At 68.9% G+C, this 20,639-nt stretch carries 11 protein-coding genes and 2 pseudogenes; 7 read left to right on the top strand and 6 right to left on the bottom strand.

Annotated features, from left to right (window positions below; genetic code table 11):
• The first annotated feature begins 739 nt into the window (after positions 1-739).
• The 5 genes and pseudogenes from ABFY07_RS06200 to ABFY07_RS06180 form a co-directional block, all read left to right on the top strand.
• On the top strand, positions 740-1,252 hold the full coding sequence (locus tag ABFY07_RS06200) for a helix-turn-helix domain-containing protein (protein ID WP_346173450.1): 513 nt from the start codon (positions 740-742) through the stop codon (positions 1,250-1,252).
• Between the two features lie 937 nt (positions 1,253-2,189).
• Complete coding sequence (locus tag ABFY07_RS06195; protein ID WP_346173449.1) at positions 2,190-2,411, top strand: hypothetical protein; 222 nt, start codon at positions 2,190-2,192, stop codon at positions 2,409-2,411.
• 163 nt (positions 2,412-2,574) lie between these two features.
• Entirely contained in the window at positions 2,575-3,687 is a 1,113-nt protein-coding gene (locus tag ABFY07_RS06190; RefSeq protein ID WP_346173448.1) for a ParB/RepB/Spo0J family partition protein, read from the top strand.
• A gap of 82 nt (positions 3,688-3,769) precedes the next feature.
• Positions 3,770-5,317 (top strand): DHA2 family efflux MFS transporter permease subunit, encoded by a 1,548-nt coding sequence (locus ABFY07_RS06185; RefSeq protein ID WP_346173447.1) that lies wholly within the window; start codon positions 3,770-3,772, stop codon positions 5,315-5,317.
• Positions 5,318-5,806: 489 nt separating this feature from the next.
• Positions 5,807-5,923: pseudogene (locus ABFY07_RS06180) on the top strand (fic family toxin-antitoxin system, toxin component); the annotation flags it as partial.
• Positions 5,924-6,004: 81 nt separating this feature from the next.
• On the opposite strand, the gene ABFY07_RS06175 reads toward ABFY07_RS06180, so the two are convergent.
• Together ABFY07_RS06175 and ABFY07_RS06170 are read right to left on the bottom strand one after the other, a co-directional pair.
• Positions 6,005-6,217 (bottom strand): hypothetical protein, encoded by a 213-nt coding sequence (locus ABFY07_RS06175; RefSeq protein WP_346173446.1) that lies wholly within the window; start codon positions 6,215-6,217, stop codon positions 6,005-6,007.
• 11 nt (positions 6,218-6,228) lie between these two features.
• Positions 6,229-6,708 carry a hypothetical protein gene (locus ABFY07_RS06170; RefSeq protein ID WP_346173445.1) on the bottom strand — a complete coding sequence of 160 codons (480 nt, stop codon included), beginning with the start codon at positions 6,706-6,708 and terminating at the stop codon, positions 6,229-6,231.
• Positions 6,709-6,936: 228 nt separating this feature from the next.
• Between ABFY07_RS06170 and ABFY07_RS06165 the strand changes: the two genes are divergently transcribed.
• Both ABFY07_RS06165 and ABFY07_RS06160 read left to right on the top strand, forming a co-directional pair.
• Positions 6,937-7,704 (top strand): hypothetical protein, encoded by a 768-nt coding sequence (locus ABFY07_RS06165; protein WP_346173444.1) that lies wholly within the window; start codon positions 6,937-6,939, stop codon positions 7,702-7,704.
• A gap of 598 nt (positions 7,705-8,302) precedes the next feature.
• Positions 8,303-9,096: pseudogene (locus ABFY07_RS06160) on the top strand (IS5 family transposase).
• Between the two features lie 12 nt (positions 9,097-9,108).
• On the opposite strand, the gene ABFY07_RS06155 reads toward ABFY07_RS06160, so the two are convergent.
• The 4 genes from ABFY07_RS06155 to ABFY07_RS06140 form a co-directional block, all read right to left on the bottom strand.
• The gene (locus tag ABFY07_RS06155; protein ID WP_346173443.1) at positions 9,109-11,946 is read right to left on the bottom strand and encodes a pPIWI_RE module domain-containing protein; all 2,838 of its coding nucleotides are present in this window, start codon (positions 11,944-11,946) and stop codon (positions 9,109-9,111) included.
• Positions 11,943-15,254: a pPIWI_RE_Z domain-containing protein gene (locus ABFY07_RS06150; RefSeq protein ID WP_346173442.1), complete on the bottom strand. Its 3,312-nt coding sequence runs from the start codon at positions 15,252-15,254 to the stop codon at positions 11,943-11,945. Before ABFY07_RS06150 ends, ABFY07_RS06155 begins: the two co-directional genes overlap by 4 nt.
• A 65-nt stretch (positions 15,255-15,319) precedes the next feature.
• Positions 15,320-16,510 carry a restriction endonuclease-related protein gene (locus tag ABFY07_RS06145; protein WP_346173737.1) on the bottom strand — a complete coding sequence of 397 codons (1,191 nt, stop codon included), beginning with the start codon at positions 16,508-16,510 and terminating at the stop codon, positions 15,320-15,322.
• 980 nt (positions 16,511-17,490) lie between these two features.
• Positions 17,491-20,007: a DEAD/DEAH box helicase gene (locus ABFY07_RS06140; protein WP_346173441.1), complete on the bottom strand. Its 2,517-nt coding sequence runs from the start codon at positions 20,005-20,007 to the stop codon at positions 17,491-17,493.
• Positions 20,008-20,639 lie beyond the last annotated feature (632 nt).

Genomic DNA, 20,639 nt, shown 5'->3' with positions numbered 1-20,639 from the left:
GTGTTTGCCGGTCGCCCGGCTCTCGAGCGCACGCTCTTGACGCTTGCCGACGTCGCGTCGAACTCCTGCGTCATGGCAATCTCTTGTGCCCGAAGCGGCCGGTGATCTTCCATCAGCCTGTCGTCCAGGATATGCAGGGACCCGCGGCAGCCAGGCGCCAGAACGGTCACGGGCAGCCCACCTCGCCAGGCAGTACAACCGAGCCCGGCAGCGGCGAGTGTACTGGTTCTTCTCCGCTGCATCCGCGAATACCAAGATCGACTTGGCCGTGGAGCCTGGCAGGGCTTCGATCAGTTCCTCCCGCACGATCACTTGGCGGTCCAGCCGAATCTCGGCCACCTCCAACATCTCGGTCAATCGGGCAGCTCCCTTTCGCAATCCCTCCCCCAGGCGAGCGGTCGCCTCTCGCACTTCCAGCAGCGGCGCTACCGCGCACCCTCCGCCCGCAAAGCCGAAACAAGATGCCGAGCTTCTTTTTACCGCTAACCGAAGTAAACTCTGCTAGCGGGAGTTAAGCCATCACGTCTGATGAAGATGAGGCTTCTCGCCACACGCTTCAATGGCAGGGCCAGGTGGGGAATTCCAGCCACAGCCCAGTTACCCTCGGATGATTTCAGGCCGGGATGCCGAGGTCGCCACCCGGGGAAGCGGCGAGTTCTCGCCATTGTCAATGCGACGGTAAAACTATTGTTGGTCCTGGGTTCCGCAGCTTGACCAACTCCGCCTACGATCCATCTTCATGCCCCTGAATCGACCGAAGGCGCGAACGCGCCCACTGCAAAGCACCGATGCTGCATGTCTGTTCGGGCGCCGCCTGCAGCGCTTGATCGAAGCGGCTCGCCTGGAGGGCTCGGACAGGTTCACTGATACGGACATCGCTGAGTACGTCGGGGTCAGCGGGCAGTACATCCGAAACCTGCGCAGTGGGAAGTCGATGCCGTCGGTGGCGAAGGCGCAGCGCCTGGCGGAGTTCTTCGGGGTCAACCATGCGGATTACTTTCTCAAGCCGGACGACGATCCTTCTGTACTCGCTGCGGAGCGCCGTCTGCGCACATCGGAGGGTGTGCAGACGGCCAGGGACAGCAAACCGGTGGATGAGCAGAGGTGGCGGCGCCTCTGCGAAGACCACGGGGTCCAGGAGATCGCGTTGCGTGCCGGGCAGCTCTCCCCGGAGGCCCGCAGCGCCGTGCTCGGCATTGTGGAGGACCTCATCCGCAGCGAGGCGCTCCCGGATCGTCGGGTGGACGAGTAGGCGGACGGGACAACTTCCCACAGCAACACACGACCACTGAGACAACGGGGGAACCCCACGGAGGAATCCCGATGCCGTCGTCCTTAGCCCTCGCTCTCGACGCCGTCCCGCTCGGGGACGACCTGCGCCGCCCGGTCGACTACGACGCGCGACTGGTGGCCGAGGCCTGCGTCGGCACGCTCTGCCAAGAAGCGCCCGGCGAACGGACCCGCAGCCCCACGCCGCCCTCGGCCTGCGGCCGCTTAACGGCGGGCTCCGCTGGCGGCTGGCACCCGACCCACAGGCACGCTGGTCCAACGGCCTTCCGCTGCTGCCCACTCACGTGGTGGCGGGGTATCCGCGACGCGGCAGCCAAGGACCGCCAGCTCGGCCGGTTCCTGCGCCCCGGCGACGAAGCCGCAGCCGAGACGCCGGACGGTTCGGTCGAGTTGAGGCTCACCGCTCCCACCGGATTTCTGCCCGCACTGCTGACGTTGCCCCAACTCGCACCGCTGCGCCCCGGCTGCGACGCCGTGCTCGGCCCGTACGCGCCCGCCGGAACGGACCCGTCGGGCGGGCCCCGACTGGTCCGCCACGAGCACACCGGCCCCGAGGGACTGTCGGACGAACCGCGCTTCCCGGTGTTCAAGGACCTGGCCGGTGCCGTGTCCGCCTACCGCGTCGGCACCATCGACGCGGCCCCGACCACGAGCTTCGCCATACCCGACGCCGTGCTTCTGGCCGACGCCCCCGACCTCATGGCACGCTCGGTGACGCTCTTCGCCAGCCTGGAGTTCGGCAGACGCTGCCGACGGCTGCGCGACGCCCCGGGCTGCGCGCGGCCATCGCCCGCGCACTCGACCCGGCTGCGCTCGCGGCCCCTACCAACGGGCTGCTGGAGCCCGCCCCCGCGCCCGCCGCTGCACTGGCCGGCTTTCCGCTGGCCGACGCCCACGACGTGCGCACGGTGCGTGCCGCGCTGCCCGGACAGCCGTACGCGGAGGTGGCATACGCCGACTTCGTCCCCAGCGAGACCGTGGTCCAGCAGATCTGCGCCCAGCTGCACGCGGTCTTCGGGCTGGACTTCCGGCCACGGGCCCTCTCGTACCAGCAGTACGTCATCGCCGCGCTGCGCGGCGAAGCCGTCGCGTGGTCGCTGACCACCTCCGTACCCGGGTGACCCGCCTCGGGTAGGCACAGGCCGATCTGGTGACCGACATTCAGGCCATGCCGTAGCGGAGCAGACCGGGCGGACCCGCGCGGATTCTGCGCCGTCCCTCCGGCATGCCAATTCTCTGCCAACGGCACAACCTTGACCTGCGTTCCTGACCGAAGGAGAAGAAATGGCTGTCGATACTGTTGCCGCCCCCGGTACAGACGCCGTGGCGCGGCCGCATTCCCCGGGCACGGTGCCCGTACCGGTGGACGACCTGCTGGACGGGGCCTCACCCAGGCGCTCTGGCGTCGACCAGGAACATGTGGCGGTGCTGGCCGAGGCTGCCGATTCGCTGCCGCCGATCGTCGTGCATCGCCCGAGCATGCGGGTGGTCGACGGCACGCACCGGCTGCACGCTGCCCGCAGCCGGGGCCGGGAGACCATCGACGTCGTCTGGTTCGATGGCACGGAGGCAGAGGCCTTTCTGCACACCGTCGAGGCGAACATCCGGCACGGGCTGCCGCTGACCCTCGCCGACCGGAAGGATGCGGCCCGCTGGATCCTTCGCAGCTATCCCCAGTGGTCCGACCGGGCCATTGCCGTACGGACGGGACTGTCCGACAAGACGGTCGGCGTTCTGCGCCGCTCCCACGCGGCCGGAAGCGGCGGTCAGGCGGAGGCCGGGGGCGGGGTCCGAATCGGCAGCGACGGCAAGGCCCGGGCGCTGAACCCGGCCGAGGGGCGGCTGCGCTGCTGGGACGTGCTCTCACAGCAGGGTGGGGACGTGCCGCTCCGGGAGATCGCCGGTGCGGCCGGGGTTTCCGTGGAGACGGCTCGGGATGTGCGGAAGCGGTGGCGCCGCGGCGAGAACCCGCTGCCCCCGGGCGCCGTGGCCCCTGCCCCTGCCCCCGCGTCTGCCTCGGGAGCCGCGCAGGTGTCCGCCTGCGCCGTGCGGGCGACGGTGGGCGCCGCGGCGACGCACGGCCCGGGGACGGTGAACGCGCCGGCAACCGGAGGCAGTTCGCCGGGGCTGCGCCGGCGTCCTCGTTCTGTTCGAGCGCAGCCCATCGAGCTCGGCACCGTACTGGAGTCGCTCCGTCGGGACCCGGCTGTGCGCTACAGCAACGAGGCGCGCGCGGTGGTGCGGTGGCTGGAGACGCACGTCATCAGCCGGAGCGATGCAGAGATCGTACGGCGCTTACCGGCCCACCAGGCGACGCGGATAGCGGCGGTGGCCCGGGCCACCGCCGCCTCGTGGGAGGCCATCGCCCGCGACCTCGAAATCCTCGCCACCGAGTGACCACCCGTCCCCGACTTCCCCGAACCCTGTATCCCCCGAACTCCGTACGAGAGGCAAGGCCTCGATCGATGAGGAAGCAGTCATGACGACTCCCGAGAAGCAAGTGAACCCGTGGGTGGCCCTCGTGCCGGTCTGCGTCGGTTTTTTTCTGATCATGATGGACATGACGATCGTCAATGTCGCCATCCCCGGCATGCTGGCCGACCTGGACGCCGATCTGAACCAGATGGCCTGGGTGAACAGCGTTTACCTCCTCACCTACGCCGTTCCGCTGCTGGTCTCCGGGAGGCTCGGGGACCGGCTGGGGCGCAAGCAGATGCTGCAGGCCGGAATGGTGGTCTTCACGGCGGCCTCGCTCTGGTGCGGGGCCGCCGGAAGCGCCGAGATGCTGATCGTGGCCCGGGCCGTGCAGGGATTCGGCGCGGCGATGATGGCGCCGCAGACGATGGCGCTCGTGACCACGCTGTTCCCGCCGCACCGCATCGGTGCCGCGCTGGGTGTGTGGGGCGCGGTCGCTGGTCTGGCCTCAGCTGTCGGGCCGCTGCTCGGCGGGTTCCTGGTGGGCTCGCACGGCTGGGAGTGGATCTTCCTGGTGAATGTGCCGGTCGGCCTCGCCGGTCTCGTCATGACGGTGTTCCTGCTGCCGGACAACCGGCAGCGGGTCGGCCGCCGCTTCGACGCGCTGGGCACGGTGCTCTCCGGACTCGGCTTGCTCACCCTGGTGTTCGGGCTGCAGAACGGTCAGCACTACGCCTGGGGCTCGGTCGCCGGGCCTGTGACCGTCCCGGTCATTCTGGCGGCCGGCGTGCTGCTGCTGATCGCCTTCGTGGTCTGGCAGCACCGCAACACCCGCGAGCCGCTGATGCCGCTCGGGCTCTTCCGGCAGCGGAACTTCAGCGTGGCCGTCGTGGCAGCGGCCTGCGTCGGCTTCGCCGTCACCGGATTGTCCCTGCCGATCATGCTGTATCTGCAGTCGGTGATGGAGCTCTCGCCGCAGCAGGCGGGGGCGCTGATGCTACCGGCGGCGGTGGCCAGCGGCGCGGCCGGGCCATTCGCGGGCATGCTCTCGGATCGGCTCGGCGGCAAGTGGGTGGTGCTCGGCGGCTTCCTGGTGTTCGCGCTGGGTCTTGCGATGATCGCGACGGCCATGGAATCGGAGGCGAGTACCTGGTGGCTGGGTCTTGCGCTGTTCGTCACGGGTCTCGGCTCGGGCGCCTCGTTCGCGCCGCTCGCGCACGTGGCGACCAGCGGCGTCCGGCCCGAGCTGATGGGTGCCGCCTCCGGCATCTACAACCAGCTGCGTCAGGTGGGCTGTGTCGTCGGCAGTGCGGCGGTCGGTGTCCTGCTCCAGATGCGGATCGCGGCCGAACTGCCGGGATCCGAGACCTCGGCCGGCTCCGAACTCGCGCCCGGCGAGGCCGCGCCCGCCCTGCACGGCGGCCTTGCGGACGCGGCCGGCAGCGTACTGCTGCTGCCCGTCGCTGTGCTGCTGCTCGGTTCGGCCGCCTGTCTGGTGATGCGCTCCCGGCCCCGGGTCGCGGACACCTCTGCGGCCGGGGCCACCTCTGCCTCCACCGATGAGGCGGAAGCCAGGACCGGGACCGCGGAGCCCAGCGCCGGCGGCCGTTGAACGTCCGGCTCCCGGCGGCGTACGCGACGGCACCGGGAGCCCGCTGTGGCTAGGGCGTTCACCAGCGGGCTCTGGCGCTGATCTTGGGGAGCGGTCGCGGAGGGTTACCTCGGTGTTCGATTGAGGGGTGCCGACGTGATGTGAGACCGCGTACGCCGTGCCCCGGCACCGTCATAGTTACGCTCCATCAGGTCTGTCCTGAGTCCGGCGGGTACTGTCCGCGGCCGGTGACGCTGCTGGTCATGCAGGCCGATATGCCGTTCTGGGACTTGATGGATTGACATGACGCGCAAGTCGAGCACGGGGGAGCAGTGTTCACCCGCGGCGATTACCTGGTCACCGGCTGGCTGTCCGCGTACAACACCATTGCCCCACGCACTTACGGCCCTGGGAGCGATTGAGGTCGAGGCGTGCTCGGCTGACGGGTTGGCTGGTGGATGATCAGCAGGCGATTTGCCGGACGAGCACCAGTGCGGTGCTGGGCTTGCGGCGGAACTGCTCGAGCAGCCCGTGTACGGCGGGCCCTACGCCAGGGCCGCGGCCCTGGTCCACACCCTCGGCCGGTGCCGCTGGCTCAAACGCTCGAACCTGACCGTCGCCTGCGCCGTCGCCTGACGCGGCCCGAGTGGTTCGGCGACGGGGCGGCCTGGTGAGGTCCAGCACTTCACGGGGGCCTGGGCACGCAGTTCAGGTCTCAGAGGCGTCGCTGTTCGGTTGTCGTCCCAGGCGTCGGATCAGCAGTTCGGCCCGGATGAGCACGGCGATGAAGGTGACTGTGCCAACGAGCATGACCAGCCAGGCGATGGCCTGCCACGTCGATTCGGTGCGGAACACGTACGGCGTGAACACCGCCATCACGACGGCGAGCACACTGATCGCGGCCAGCCAGACGAGTCTCATCACGCTCTCCCTCAGGCGTCGCCAGGACGGGCCGCTGGCACCTTCTTCGGGCGCAGGGTGTCGAGCAACTGCGGCAACAGGGCCGGTGGCAGGATCCACAGGTCGGCGATGCCGATGGTCGTGACCATCATGGTCAGCACTACGGCGACGACGTCCTGGTTCGCGGAGCCGAAGAAGCCAGCCATCAGAGACGGGGTGACCACGAAGACCATCATGAACCGCCAGTGCTTGCGGCCCAGGAGGAACGGGCGGTCCTCGGTGCTGTACCACCAGGAGGTGCTGGACATCGTGGTGAAGCTGAAGGCGGCAAGGGGGACGACGATCGGCAGCCAGAAGCGCAGGTCGTCGTCGGCGGGCAGCTGCTGGCCCCAGCGGTCGCCCATGTGTTGCAGGAACCACAGGTACAGCGGGACGCCCACGAGCGCGTACAGCCACAGCACCACTCGCATCGCCCAGCCGATCGGGCCGCTGGACGTCTCCCCCTTCGCCATGGTCGCGACGGTAGTGACCATGGCCTCGGGTCGGTGTGCGTTCGTGAGAACCGGCCACCAATCCGGCCAGAACACCCGACCCGCCCCAAGTGGCGAGTTTGTGGCGCCTGGCCCTGTGGTTCTTTGGGGCCGCTTCGGCAGGTCCGTTGGTCGGATCGTCCCCGTCACTCGGGTCCGGGGCGGTATGACATGAGCACCATGCGATTGCTGAGAAGGGGAGTGAAATGAATGCGTGCAGTGCTGCTTGTCCTGCTGGCTGCCGCGGCTTGGGCAGCTTGGCACTGGAGCAGGTACCCCGGCAACTGGGTCTTTGCCTTCAGCCCGAAGTATGAAAATGAGCGGGCGAAACTAGCAGAGCGCCGACGGGACCTGCGCGATTTGGACAAGGATGCCGACCGGGTGGAGAAGTCCGCCCGGGAGAGAGTCAACGCGGAAGAAGCGAAGTACCGGGAAGACGTGAAGGCGTTGGAGCGCGAAGTCGGGAACCTGCTCAGCCCTGGCCTGGGCAGGCAACTGAGGGGCCCGGTCGGCGAACTCACCTTGTACGAGCACGGCGTGATGGCGGCGGGCAGGACGAAGCCGATTTCGCTCGCGGGACTTAAGGTCGAGTTCAAATCCGACCCGGTCTATTCCATCGACTTGGTGGAGCCCGGCCTTCGGACCTACCGGGCAAAGTACCCTCGTCGCCCCGCGCCGGAAGACGAAGATACACCGTTTTTCAGCGAAGAAGAACTGAGCGATTTCGCGCTCGAGATTCAGAACGCGGCGGCGGATGAAAACGACTTTCAGAAGCACCGAGAGGTGCGCTTGCCGCGTGCGCGGCAAGAGCTCGAGAGCGCACAGAAGAACACTGCCTCCCGGGACGCAGCCCGCCAGAATCTGGCCCAAGTGTGCGCCCAGCAGAAACGCGACCCCAGCCGGAAGAACGCCATCGTCGAACTGGACGCGCAGCGTGGTCGGTGGGAAGAACTCACTGGGAAACGCCCGCCGAGGTAGCCGGGAGAGCATGGGCGGCACAGACACAACCCGGCCGGAACCGTCGACGGTAGCGGGATCTCCAGTCGCAGCCACGGCTCCCGGCCGGCCTGATCGGCCACGCGGAATCTCACATCCCCGGCTTCATCCGCCTCGTACGCGGCGTCTCCGGCAGCCCCGCAGTAGACCTCGCGGCCTGGGGTGGAGGGCCTGCATCGCCCGGCCGCGCAGAAGCCCGGGTCCGCGTACCGGCCGCCTCCCCGGATACAGAATCCTGACGCGGAAGTGCTGTAGGGCGAGCAGACGCGGCAAGGGGCAGGGACCGGCGGATCCGCCGGTCCCTGCCCCTTGCCGTACGTCCTTCGTCCCCGCGAGAGTTGCCATCGTCGGGCGGAGGAAAGTCCAGTGGCTGACCCGGGGGCCGTACCACCGTGCGGAGGTGCCCCGCTGCAACGGGGCCTCCAGCGTTCTGCGATGCATGTCCAGAGCGATGGACCTGCGTCTCCTCTGTGCGTGCGCGCACGGACGCGCGGCAGCCGCACGAGGGAACGCGTTCAAGGATGGCCGGGGATAAGACGTCGTCTCATTTGGCTAGCTGGGTAGTCTGCACTGTGCGGTGATGGTCGAGCGTATGGTGCTGGACGAGTTGTGGGAGCTGTTCCAGCGGGTGGTCCCACCTGCTCCATCGCGGCCGCAGGGCGGCGGTCGGCGCCGGTACGGGGATCGCGAGGTGCTGGCTGCGATCATCTTCGTGGCCACGGCGGGCTGCACGTGGCGGCAGCTGCCGCCGGTCTTCGGGCCTTCGGGGCCGACCGCGCACCGGCGTTTCACCGAGTGGACCGCCGCCCGGGTCTGGGCGAAGCTGCACCGCGTCATCCTCGACGAGCTGGGTTCGCGCGGAGACCTGGACTGGTCGCGCTGCGCGATCGACTCGGTGAACATGCGGGCCCTGAGGGGGATCTGACGGGTCCGAATCCTGCAGACCGGGGCAAGAAGGGCTCGAAGATCCACTTGATCACCGAGCGGACCGGTTTACCCCTCTCCATCGGGATCTTCGGGGCGAACCTGCACGACAGTCAGGCACTCGAGCCGCTCGTGCGCGGCATCCCGCCGATCCACTCCCGCCGCGACCCACGCAGGCGACGGCCCGCCAAGCTGCACGCGGACAAGGGCTACGACTACGATCACCTGCGCTGATGGCTACGCAAGCGAGGCATCCGGCACCGCATCGCCCGCAAGGGCATCGAGTCCTCCACCCGGCTGGGCCGACATCGATGGACGATCGAGCGCACGATGTCCTGGCTGGGCGGCTGTCGCCGTCTGCATCGCCGCTACGAACGCAAGGCCGAGCACTTCCTGGCCTTCACCGCCATCGCCGGCAGCTTCATCTGTTACCGCAGACTCGCCAAATGAGACGACGTCTTATCAGAGGATGTACTCCTCCAAGAGCTTGCCCAGGTGCAGGATCATCGGCAGCCGGGTCGCCTTGCTTGTGTGGGTGTGGAAACGGCGCAGTGTTTGCACGTACAGCGCCAGCTGGTCCGGATCGTCGCCGTCCTGGAGGAAGGAGGCGTGGATGTGCAGCGAGGTGGGGTTCTGGCCGTTCTTGCTGTCGTTGCCCGGCCCGGACAGCTTGCTCACGCCCTTGGGTAGCTGGCTGGTGTCGGGGCGGGGGTTGATGGCCAGGTAGCCGCGGCCGTTCCACCGCGCGACTCCGGAGAACCGCCCCCATCCGTATGGCAGTTCGGGCAGCACCGCGACCGACTCCGCCTCCGCGGCATCACCGCCGACGCCACCGCTCGCGCCGTCGTCCGCTGCGCCTTGGCCCTGGGCGGCTCCCAGGTGGGACTCCGCCTGGTCCTGCCTGTCGCCAGCATCCTCGATGTCGGCGGCAGGCTCGGCTGATTCCGGGGCCGGACCGATGCCGAAGCCGTGGGGCAGCTCGTCGTTGTCGTCGTTGACCCGCACAATGCGCAGGCCCGGCAGGCTCGCCGGCGTGCGGGGAACGGGCACCGCTCCGGGGTCGGTGAGCGAGACCCCTGGCCACACGAGTGCGTCGGCGGTGATGTGCTGGTTGGACAGCCAGGGCCAAAATCCCTTGTTGCGCAACGTCGCGGCGCGGGCGATGAAGAGCCGGTGGTGGGTGTCGTCCTCGGCGAGCGCGCCGCGCAGGAAGCGGGCAAGCGTTTCCTGGTCGGTCCGCTTCACCTTCCCGCGGCCCTCGGCCAGCGCCGCGGGAAGCAGTTCGAGAGGGATCTCTGGTTCGACGGGGTGGTTCTGGCTCGGGATCAGCTGACCGGTCGCGGTGCCGTCGGTACGCATCCGAAGCAGCATCGGAACGAAGTGAGGACCTGCGTGGGCCAGCCACAGCGCGGATACTTCCAGCGGTGCGTTGCCGAACAGAGGTGGGAGCGTGGGGAGGCGGCCCAGCTGCCTCAGCAGGTCCAGCAGTGCAGCGGTGATGCGCTCGATGTCCTGCTTGCGTACCTCGGTGTTCTCGAACGGGTGCAGGCCGGTGCTCTTCGCGTCCGGGTTCGGGTCTCGGTTGACGGGCTTGATGATCTGGACCAGCCGGTTGCACCGGGGCGGCAGGGCGTTCTTCAGCGGCTTCTTGGGGTCCTCCAGCCGGGCAGCCTTGTAGTAGCCCGGGCCCTCCAGCTCGATGAGGCATCCGACCGGGCGGTCCTCGGGCGGGAACGCGTCCTGCCACAGCCGGGCGCGTTCCTCGAGGGCGGCCTGGCGGGCCCGGCGGCGCTTGTCCGGGTCGCTGTCGGTGGCCTTGGGCCAGCCGGCCAGCAGCAGCCCGGGCTTGACCAGGCGCAGCCGGACACTGAACTCGTTGCCGCGGTAGCAGCCCACGACCGCGTCGCCATCGTGGGCAGTGGTGGTGTGCTCCAGGCCCAGGATCCGGGTGAGCACGAGGTGGACGGCGTCGGCGGTGCGCGGCGTCGCGTGCCACAGCTCGATCGGGTACTCGACGCCCGCCTTGGTGCGCGTCTTCGGCAGCCGCCGTGAGCGCGGCTTCACCTCCGCCGCCGGGGTGACCGGCACAAGGTGGTGCTCTTCAAGGACCGGGGCCAGGGCTTCGAAGACAGTCAGGTGGTCGATCGGCTGGAAGCCGGTCCCGGTGGGATGCCCACCGGTCTCCCGCGTCCCATCGTCGTTGTTGTCCTCGTCGTCTTTGAAGTAGTTGTAGCCGGTGCTGTGCAGCAGGAACGCCCGGGGCTTGGGCGCTTGGTCGCCCCCGGCCTCGCTCGGGGAGGTGTAGCGGGCCGGGTCCTTGCGGACCTGGTCGGGCAGCGGGAACAGGTCGGGGCTGGGGAGCCGTGACAGGATCTGGGGCAGGCCGGGCTTCCACGTCCACCGCATCTCGTCCTTGACACCGGTCACGGTGACCGGGGCGCGCAGCAGCGTGGCCCGCTCGGTGCCGCGCAGCACGCCGCTCGGTGCGTACAGCAGCATGGTGGCGGTGGCGGGCTCGTACTGGCTGCGCCTTGGGATGTAGGCGGGCTGGGTGGCGGCCATGCGCGCGACGTGCGGGACCACGCGCAGCAGCAGTCGCTCGTCGTGGGGGAGTGTGACCACGTTGAAGCGCAGGTAGTGGGTGCTGTAGCCCTGCTCGCCGCCTCGTGAGAGGCGGGTCGGCGGCCACAGGAACACTGACCGGTCACCGTCGGGCGAGGCCGGGCCCATGATCCACGAGGATCCCTGGTCGGTGTCGCGGCCGCCCAGTCGGCGGTCTCGGTCGACCCAGCTGGCGGCAAGAAAAGTGGCCAGCATCTTGTAGGCGGCCTCGCTGGGCTCGGCGGTGCCGTTCGGTCGCACGCCGCGTTCGAGCAGGTCCGGCCGGGCCGGCTTCCACTGCAGCTTCAGTGCCTCGCCGATGACCTCGCCCCATGGGACGTCGGCCTGGTGGGGGGCGACGTGCCCGCAGACCCAGGCCTCCAGCGCGAGTGCCACCACGGTGGTGTCGGCAAGCGGGAGCATCGCGCGCAGCCAGGTGGCGGCGCGCAGGTCGGTGGAGACGGCCAGCAGCTGAGGCTCCAGCTCCAGCAGCAATTCCGTGAGCGCCCACGTCGGCAGGCGGTCCTTGTGGCGCGCTTTCGGATTGGAGGCCCAGGCCCGCTCCAGGCGGGGGAGCAGGTCGCTGGGGAATGCGGCGCTGTGCAGCTCGCACGGCCACCACTCGTCCGGTTTCGCGGCGAACAGCGGGAACTGGATTCCGCTGAAGGAGATTTTCGGTCGCTTCGGTCGCTCGGTCATCGGCCCCAGTCCATGGTCTCGAAGAGGTTGTCCAACAGGCCCCAGGTCGCACTCGCGATCTCGTGCTCGAGTCGCCGCCCAGGCAGCGCGCCCGGCTCCGGCGGATCGAGCAGGCGGTTGATCAACTGCCGGCCGGCGACCAGCACGCTGGTGCGGTCGGTGTCCTCGGCCGTCTCGCGCAGGTTGGCGGCCCGGGGCGCGAACGCGGCGTCGATGAGGTAGATCCGGGTCGGCACGTTGCCGCGGATCGTGCGTCCGAGCGTCTGGTACAGCTGCACCATCAGGTCGCTGACGAACGCCCGCCGAAGGTCGACGCGGGCAAGGCGGGAGAAGTACAGCGGCTGCCCCATCAAGGTCAGCCACAGGCCGCGGGCATCGGCGCGCAGCAGTTGGGCCTGCTTGCTCAGGTCCACACCCGGGGCCGTGCCGTCCACCGGGTCCAGCAGCCGCTGCATCGCGTACTGGTTGAGAACGGCGAGCGGGAACGACAGGTCGTCGGCGGGCGGGTGCAGCCTGGCGAGGTAGAACAAGGCGCCGAACGCCGCCACCCCCCGTCCGTTGAGGACGTTGTGGCCGCGCTGCAGCGACCCTTCCGGGGCGAGCATGACGTCGGCGTCCGTCGCGGGGAAGCGCCCGATCCGCCGGTAGGCCAGCCCATACCGGCCAGGGGCCTCGGAGTCGGGGGTGACGTGGCGGGCCGCCAGGCGGGTCTTGAGGTTCATGTGCAGTGCGCACGCGGCCGCGTCCTTGCCGCTGAGTGTGACGAACGCGAGCCGCTGACGATCGGGGTCCAGCCGATCCCGCACCTGGTCGACCAGCGACCTGGAGGCCCCGGGCGCGGGGTTGCAGATCGCGTCCAGGACGGCGCGCAGCGCGTCCTCACGCTGCTGGCGGCCACCGGCGCCGGATACGAAGATGCCCTTGTGGTCGCCTGGTCGGTACTGTGGCCGAAACAGTATCCGGCTCTGGCGCAGCGCCTGCGCGCACGGCTCGGGTTCGCGCAGGATCAGCTGCGGAGTGATGGCCACGTGGTAGCGCGCCGAGCCGGGCATCCAGCTCGTGGCAGAGGTGAGCACCACGTTGGGGCCCTCGATACCCTCGCACCCCAGCAGGTCGTGCAGGTGGTAGAGCAGCCAGCGGCCCACCCCGCGCAGCCACAGGATCTCCAGCGAACCGCTGGTGCCGTCCCGGTTCGGTTTCCACTGCAGGGCCAGCATGTTGCCCATGGCCTGCTCCGGCACGAGCATCTGCAGGTCGGGTGGCGGCTGGTGCTTGAAGAAGCTGTCGGCCGCCTCCATCGGCATCTGCTTTTGGACCGCAGGCAGCAGCGAGTTGGCGCCGAAGAAACTCGTGGTGATCCGCGCCGACCAGATGCCGGCCATGAGCAGCCGTACCAGCTGCGGCAGCATCTGCTCAACCCAGCCGCTGACGTTCCCGTCCTTGTCCTTCGGCGCGTGTTCGAGCAGCCATCCCTCGGCCGCTTCCTTCCCGGACCACTCGGTGTCGTAGCCGGCCGTCATCGCGGTCAGCAGGCGGTCCAGGTGACCGGGAGGCGCCTTGAACGGGTCCCGGGCCAACAGCGCGAGGAACTCGTCGAAGAACCGGTCCGCGGCCTCTTCCTCCTCGGCCTGGTCCGGCCGCTCCTGCAAGGTGGTGATCCCGTGCAAGGACCGGGCCAGCCGGTTCAGCAGCGAGAAACCGCTGAACGGGCCCTCCGCGACGATCTCCGACAGCAGATCCTCGCCGCCCCGGCCCCTGCCGCTCCCGCCCTTGTCCTGGCTCTTGTTCCTCTTGTCCGGCGGAGTCACCAGCAGCGGGTACAGGCCGGCCAGCGCCTGATAGTGCCGCAGCATGTAGCGCTGATAGCGGCGCACATCGGCGTGGGTGAGCGGCTGGTGCCAGGCGGCGTCGAGACTGTCATGGCAGGCGATCGCCGTGCGGGCGCTCCAGCCGCCGGGGAACGTCAGCGGCTCCTGCAGCATGAACCGCTGGTCGAAGTCGCCCATCACCTTGTCGGCCTCGTCGACCAGCAGCAGGCCCAGCTCGTGCTGGATCGCCTCGATCTGCCGCGCCCGGTAGGAAGAGCCCTCCATCCGGCTGCTCACCAGACCGGAGGAGGTCATCACCCACACCTGCGCATCCGGGACGGCGCGCGCCGCTGCCTGCTGCGGGCAGACATGCGTCAACGGACAGTCGTGCAGCTCGCGCTTCTTCGGCAGCTTCAGACGCCCGCGGCAGGGGAAGTCCTCCTCCCGCAACGGCGCGTCACCGCGCCCAGCGCCGGTGCGCAGCGGCTCGAGCAGGCACATCGACGTGGTGAACTCCGCCGCCGGATCCAACTCCATGCCGGGCAGCGCGTGCCCGGTGTCCACGTCGTAGAGCTCGTCCCGCCAATAGCTCTCCACGTGGCGTTCGCGGGTAGTGCGGCCGATCAGCGGGACCGCGCGGATCCCCAGCGCGCGCAGGAACCGGACCTTGGCCAGCGCGGCGCTGATCGACGGCGTCACGTAGCCCACTCGCAGTCCGCGCTGAACACCGATGAACGCCAGCCCGTCCAGCAGGGTGCTCTTGCCTGCGTTCATCAGCCCGACGGTATGGGCGATCCCGTCGACGGTGAACACGCCCAAGCCGTCGACGAGCCGCCCGGACGCTTGGTCGACACGCGAGAACGTCATGCTCTGAAAGCGCCGCTCGAAGTCGCGGTCACTGATCTGCGGGTGTGACTCCAGCGCCCGGTCCATCTCCTTGAAAGCCTGCGCCAGATCGTCGCGGGTGACAGGGAAAGGCTCCCGGACGCGGCTCGTGCGCGCAGCGAGCCGTGCGGTCGGTGGGGCGACCTGGATCCAGGACGGGATCCGCAGGCTCTCGACCGCGCCGTCGCGCCGTTTGAAGAAGCACTCGGCGCCCGGCGGAACCGGTTCGTGGGCCGGCTCGATGTCGTAGGGAACCGAGTCGGTGAGCGCAGCCCGGTAGACACCTTCTCGCTGCGGAAGATGCGGCGAGGGGTACCTCTCGAAGAGGGTGTCGTTGAGGACCCGATGCCCGGGCGGGCCTGCGGTGGTGAACATTCGCAGCTCGACCGGGACTTTGCGATACTCGTTCAGCCGCTCGCGCCACTGGCCGCCGCGCGCCGCATCGCCCATCCGAAGCCGCACCCGCCGGACAACCTCCAAGCCCGTCGGCCCCAGGTCCGCATAGTGGTTGAGCGCCGTCCACAGTGCGCCGACCGGCTGCCCAGCAAGGTGCTGCTCCAGGTAGAACAAGCCGAGCTCGAGCTGGCAGAACTCCGCCGGCGACAGGTCACCCAACCGCGCGTCCAGGCTGGTCTGCTGGAGGTCGGTGACCAGGTCCCCGTACCACTGCGAGCCCATCCTCACCACGGTGTGCCCCCAAGAGCCCGGGCGCGGGCCTTCGAGACGAAGTCACCCTCGGAGATGACCCGGACGCCGTCGCTGCGACCCTGCATCTCCCGCTTGAGGTCGTCGACATAGTGCTTCTGCTCAAACCGGTGCTGGGGCAGGATCAAGAACCGATGCCGTGCACGCATGCGCTGGTCCCATTTGAACGAGCGCCCCAGCATCGTCGCGCTCGTGCAGTCCTTGGCGTCCCCAGCCCACCACTCGGACCGATCCGGATCATCCGGCGCGGCCGGATCGGGGAACTCCACGGCGACATCGCAGGCGTCCATGCCCGGCCACTTGAGAAGCCGCGCCCGACCTTCCGGCAAATGCCCGAGCGCATCGAACAGGCGCTTTTCCACCAAGCCCGGGTCGTGCATGCAGACCCGCACGCCGCGGTGCTGCACGTAATAGCCCTCCAGAACCCTGAGCTGCCTGATTGCCGGAACCCCGGTACAGCCGGGCGTTCCGCACACCTCAACGCCCTCGTACATGGGATTGCCGCAGTCACTGCAGACACGGCAGGACGCAGGCCCGCCGGTGTTGCGGTACTGGTAGGCAGCGTCGAAGAAGTCCCGTACGTACAGGCGGCCGTGACGGTCCGCCTTGGGGAACCGCTGCGTGAGCCTGTTCAGCTCCAGATCTGCCACCACCGGGTTCTCGATCAGGAACAGCCGCAGCGCGACGTACGCCTGCTGGACTTCCTTCTCCGTCAGCCCGTGCATCTCCGCCGCGGTCTGCAGCTTGGCGAATGCCTTGTTCTCCGTGAGCTCCGCCTCGGCATCGGACTTGGGCGCTAGCCGGGCCGCCTCGTCCGTGAAGGCCGACAGCTCGTCGCCGTCAATCAACCGGCTGTCCGAGTCGCTCTCGGAGATGTCCAGCGGCACGGGCCAGCTTCCGAGCGGCTGCCGGCACCAGGCGAACACCTCCATATCGCTCACCGGCAGGCTGCCTCCTTGCTCCAGGGCACGCCAACACAACCGGGTCACACCCGTGCGCCATGCTTGCGGAAGCAGGCCGCTTGTGGGCTCCGCCCCGTCACGGACGCGCTGGCGCTCCCACAGGATCCGCGCCAGGCCGGCCGCCAGCAGCTTCAACGTCATGTAGTCGTCGGCGACATTGCTGCCGACCTCGGCCAACCGCTCAGGGGCTGCCTGGTGCACCATCACTCACGTACCGTACATGCGCACGTGCGAACAGCGACGTTTCTGTTGGTCGAGGGTCACCCTTTGGAGTGCCAGCCACATCATCCACCCCGACGCGTTACACAAACCCGGCCCCAGATTACGTACCGGAGAGCTAGATCATTCCCAGGCGTTACACCCTGCGTGGGTGCGTGGCCGACTGCTGCACATCCCCGGTCGGCCCGCGAACGTACCACCGGCCTCTCGCCAGACCTGTCCTCGCTCTTCCTTCCGCTTGTTGGAGCTGCCCGTGTCCTCCCCGCGTTCCTCATACCAGGCCGCCAAGACCGGTGCCGCCCAGGGCCTCCCACTCCCCAAAGCCGCGCAGCCGCCCTCGCACTGCTCGGATCTGGTGGCTGACCTGGCGAGAGAGTACTCGGACCCATGACGAAGCCGATGATCAGGGCAGTGATCAGTACCACCACGGTATGCATCGGCAAAAAAGGCGGCGGCGCGGTAGAAGGTGCCCCGGCGGCGTTCTGCGGCGTGCTGGGCCCTTCAGGGCGGGCAGGGACGGGAACGTACGGATCCCGATCCATCGGGAGTCTCCTTGCTGCAGAAGGTGTAGAGCCTGTCGTGGCGTCATCCGCGGAGGTGATCGCCGCGCGGTCGGCGGTCTTCTCGGACAGACAAGCTGTCGCGTCCGCGAGGAGACGCCGCGCGGTCGGCCCAGCCCTCACCAGCTGTCGTACCTGCGTGAGGCGCAGTGGGGCCAGGGTCGCACAGATGGCACGTGGCATTGCCCCTGCTCCTTTCCGGGTGTGCTGCGAACCGATCGGTAGGTCTCGTGGCGTCACGAGAAGGTGTCTTCACTCCACGGAGCTCCGCATGGCGCTGCGGACAGCAGCCAGAGCGAAGGACCTTCGTGAGGTATGGCGATGGCCCGGACCAATCGGTCCGGGCCTCATGGTTGCGCCGTATTTGGTTATGGGGCAGACGGAGTCAAATGTCTGGTCGATCTCCTACGACCACCGCATGCCGATCGCGGACAGCTGCTCCATCCGCTCCGGGGACAGCATCGCGGCCCTGCTGCGCTGGTTGCCGATCCATGCCCCGAGCCGGAGCTCCCGCTCCTCCTGGTCCTCGCCGACGATCCGCTCGACGTGCTTCCTCGGCACCTGCAGGTGCCCTTCGCGCTCGTAGAACTGCTTGGCGGCCTCGTAGTTCAGCGCCCACTTGTCGGACTGCGTACGGCGCGGCTGTGGCTTCTTGTCCTTGGCCGCGGGCTCGATCCCGAGGATGTGCTCACACATCCACTGCTGCACGCCTGTGAGCTTGTCCCAGCTCAGCCGGACCGAGCGCACCCATCGGCCGAGGTCTTCGCTCTGGTGGACGACCTCGCCCGGCGACATGGGCAGCGTGCCGCCGGCCTCCAGGTGCATGCGGGTGAGGTGGAAGGCGCGCTGCCACTCGACCGGCCAGGCCGGGCACCAGGACGGGTCGATGTCCTCCAGCTGCTCGCGCCGCTCGTCCGACAGTGCCCCGGCCGACGACTCCACGGGCAGCCCCTGGGCACGCCGCTGCTCGATCTCGGCCGCCTTCCGGGCGGCGGCCCTGGCGTTCTTCAGCCAGATGCCCACCTTGTAGCCCTGGTAGGTGGCGTCCAGCGGCGCCAGCAGGTGCCCGTGCTCCTCGGCCCACCCGCGCGCCGCCGCGAGACCTTCCTCCCACGCGACGTCGAAGTGGCTCCAGATCATGCCCAGCTTCTCCAGCTGCTCGATGCGGTCCTCCTCCATGGCGTCGCGGGCGTAGAAGCGCCGGTTGTCGGCGATCCACTGCCCGAGGGGGAACCCGGCGAGCGAGGCCGGCCACCCCTCGGCTTCGGCCGCCTGGTCGTCGCCGCCGGGCACGCGGTAGGTGAAGGGCACCTTGAGGTTGCCGTGCAGCCGGTTGTAGATGACAGAGGCCTCGATGCCGCGCCGCCAGTGCTCGTGCTCGGGGTTGAGGACTCGCAGGTTGATGAACGCCGCCAGCTGCGCGGGGTCACGCGGTGTGGAGAACTTCAGCAGCTGCCGGGCCGGAGTCGATGGCCCGGACCCTTCACCCTCGCCTCGGCCCTCCTGGCCCCCGCTGCGGCTCTGAACGCCCCTGACACGGCTTGGCGCCTGCTGCTGCGCCAGAGTTTCCACCACGCGGGCGTCGTGCGCCCTGAGCGCCTCCAGCAGCTTCGCCAACCCCCCGAAAGCCCGGCTGGTGAGCATGTTGTCCGCGGTCTCGCCCGGCCCGAGCAGGACCGGAACGACCAGGCTGGCCACCTTGCCCTCGCCCGGCTGCATCCGCAGCGCGCGGCCGACGGCCTGGACGAGGTCGGGCATCGAGCCGCGCACATCCGCCCAGTACACGGAGTCACAGTTTTTGGTGTCGACGCCCTCGCCCAGCACCTTCACCGAGCCGAGGAAGCCCTTCTCCACCAAAGTGCCGTCCGTGGCGATTCCGTCCGCGAACTCTCCGAGGACCCGTCGCCGGTGGCCCGGCTTGTGGTCGCCGCACAGCCAGTCCGCCCAGATCGTGCGCGGGTACAGCTCGGGGTCGGCGGCGTGCAGCTGCGCGGCGACGTCCGGAAGGCCGTCCGCGAACGCCTCGGCCTCCTTCACCACGTGGTGGAAGACGAGCGTGCGCCTAAAGCCCTCCTCCGAGGCCGCCTTGAGCAGAGCGGTCTGAAGGGCTGCGAGCCGGGCCCCTCGGACCTCGTCCGAGCGCCCCTCCGCGCCCAGGAGCTGCGCGGCCTGGAGCTGCGTGTCGGTGATGTCCACGCACACCACCTGGTAGGGGGCACAGATTCCCCGGTCGATCGCCTCCGAGAGGGTCAGGGTGAACGCCCGGCTGCCAAACGGCCCCTCCGGGTCGTCTTCCATGCTCGCCACCAGCTCACCCGGCGCGCCCTCGGCATCCTCGTCCAGCTGCCACAGGCGGGGCGTGGCGGTCATGTAGAGGCGCCGCAGGGACGGGATGCGGGTGTTGTCATGGACGACCGCCCACGGCTTACCCAACCGACCCGACGTCCGGTGCGCCTCATCGACCACGATCAGGTCCCAGCCCGGAAGGCCGGCCTTGTGCGCGCGCTCCAGCGTGCCCAGCCCGAGGGAGGCATACGTGGCGAACACGGTGACCTTGTCGAACGGCCGCACCCAGTCGACCAGTTCCTCCACGTCCGTGGTGTTGGGGAAGGTCACGTCCTCGCCCCGCAGGGACGAGGCCCCGATCATCGGGCCCGTACGGCCCGCCTCGCGCCACGCGGCCTCGGTCTGCGTGAGCAGATCCAGCGAGGGGACAAGCACCAGCACACGGCCCGCACGGAGCTTCTCTGCGCTGCGGGCCGCGACCCGGGTCTTGCCGGACCCGGTCGCCATGATCACCTGAGCTCGGAGCCCCCTCTCGGGCGCAAGCGATCTTGCAGGCAATTCGAGGGCACGGACAACCGCGTCAACGGCTTCCTGCTGCGCCGCCTCACGCTGATCGGTTCGGCTTGTGGTCGACATATCCGTCTGCCTTCTCCTGGGCTCTTGGCTGGGCAGGAAACGGGAAACCTGTACGTAGGCGGCGTGCGATCGGCTACGGTGAACCTCACCGGAACCGGGTCACAGCCTCGGGTCAGTAACCGGAAGCTTGATCGGAAACTGGTCCAACTTCCTTAGTAGTTATGCTGCCTGATTCCAGAGCTTATCTCGGTTTCAAAGTGAAGCACTCGGAACCGAGAAAATCCTCGAACGTGGCTGAATTCTGCTACTGTCGCCTTATGGCCACCGGCAAAGCGGCCTGACAACCGGTCAACTCGACCTCGAGTGTCCCCTCGGTTCGCCGCCCACTTTCCCGACTACCCGTCACCCCTTCCCGCACCCTCCTTGCATCTGTTGCTGCCCCGCGCGTAGCGCGGCTGGGGGCTGGAGCGCAGCGGAGGCCCCGACCCGGGCGTGAGCCTGGTTGGCCGCAACGCGGCCGTGGCCCGTGGAGCGCAGCGGAGCGGGCCCAACCCGCTGGCGCAGCCAGCGGGTTGATGTCAGGTCACGCAGTGACCTGACTGGCGCTCACGCGGAGCGTGAGCGCAACCGCCTTGCGAAGCAAGGCGGTTCGCTGCTAGCGGGCGCAGCCCGCTAGGGACCCGCTCCGCGGG

The organism is Streptomyces sparsogenes subsp. cuspidosporus (assembly GCF_039532705.1).
Taxonomy (GTDB): domain Bacteria; phylum Actinomycetota; class Actinomycetes; order Streptomycetales; family Streptomycetaceae; genus Streptomyces; species Streptomyces sparsogenes.
The sequence above is the reverse complement of the archived record's forward strand: the minus strand, read 5'-3'. Positions and strand labels throughout refer to the sequence as shown.

Bases quoted from the DNA above. Each gene is read 5' to 3' on its own strand.
- ABFY07_RS06200 (WP_346173450.1), top strand. From the start codon at position 740: ATGCCCCTGAATCGACCGAAGGCGCGAACGCGCCCACTGCAAAGCACC.
- ABFY07_RS06190 (WP_346173448.1), top strand. From the start codon at position 2,575: ATGGCTGTCGATACTGTTGCCGCCCCCGGTACAGACGCCGTGGCGCGG.
- ABFY07_RS06185 (WP_346173447.1), top strand. From the start codon at position 3,770: ATGACGACTCCCGAGAAGCAAGTGAACCCGTGGGTGGCCCTCGTGCCG.
- ABFY07_RS06175 (WP_346173446.1), bottom strand. From the start codon at position 6,217: ATGAGACTCGTCTGGCTGGCCGCGATCAGTGTGCTCGCCGTCGTGATG.
- ABFY07_RS06170 (WP_346173445.1), bottom strand. From the start codon at position 6,708: ATGGCGAAGGGGGAGACGTCCAGCGGCCCGATCGGCTGGGCGATGCGA.
- ABFY07_RS06165 (WP_346173444.1), top strand. From the start codon at position 6,937: ATGCGTGCAGTGCTGCTTGTCCTGCTGGCTGCCGCGGCTTGGGCAGCT.
- ABFY07_RS06155 (WP_346173443.1), bottom strand. From the start codon at position 11,946: ATGACCGAGCGACCGAAGCGACCGAAAATCTCCTTCAGCGGAATCCAG.
- ABFY07_RS06145 (WP_346173737.1), bottom strand. From the start codon at position 16,510: ATGGTGCACCAGGCAGCCCCTGAGCGGTTGGCCGAGGTCGGCAGCAAT.
- ABFY07_RS06140 (WP_346173441.1), bottom strand. From the start codon at position 20,007: ATGTCGACCACAAGCCGAACCGATCAGCGTGAGGCGGCGCAGCAGGAA.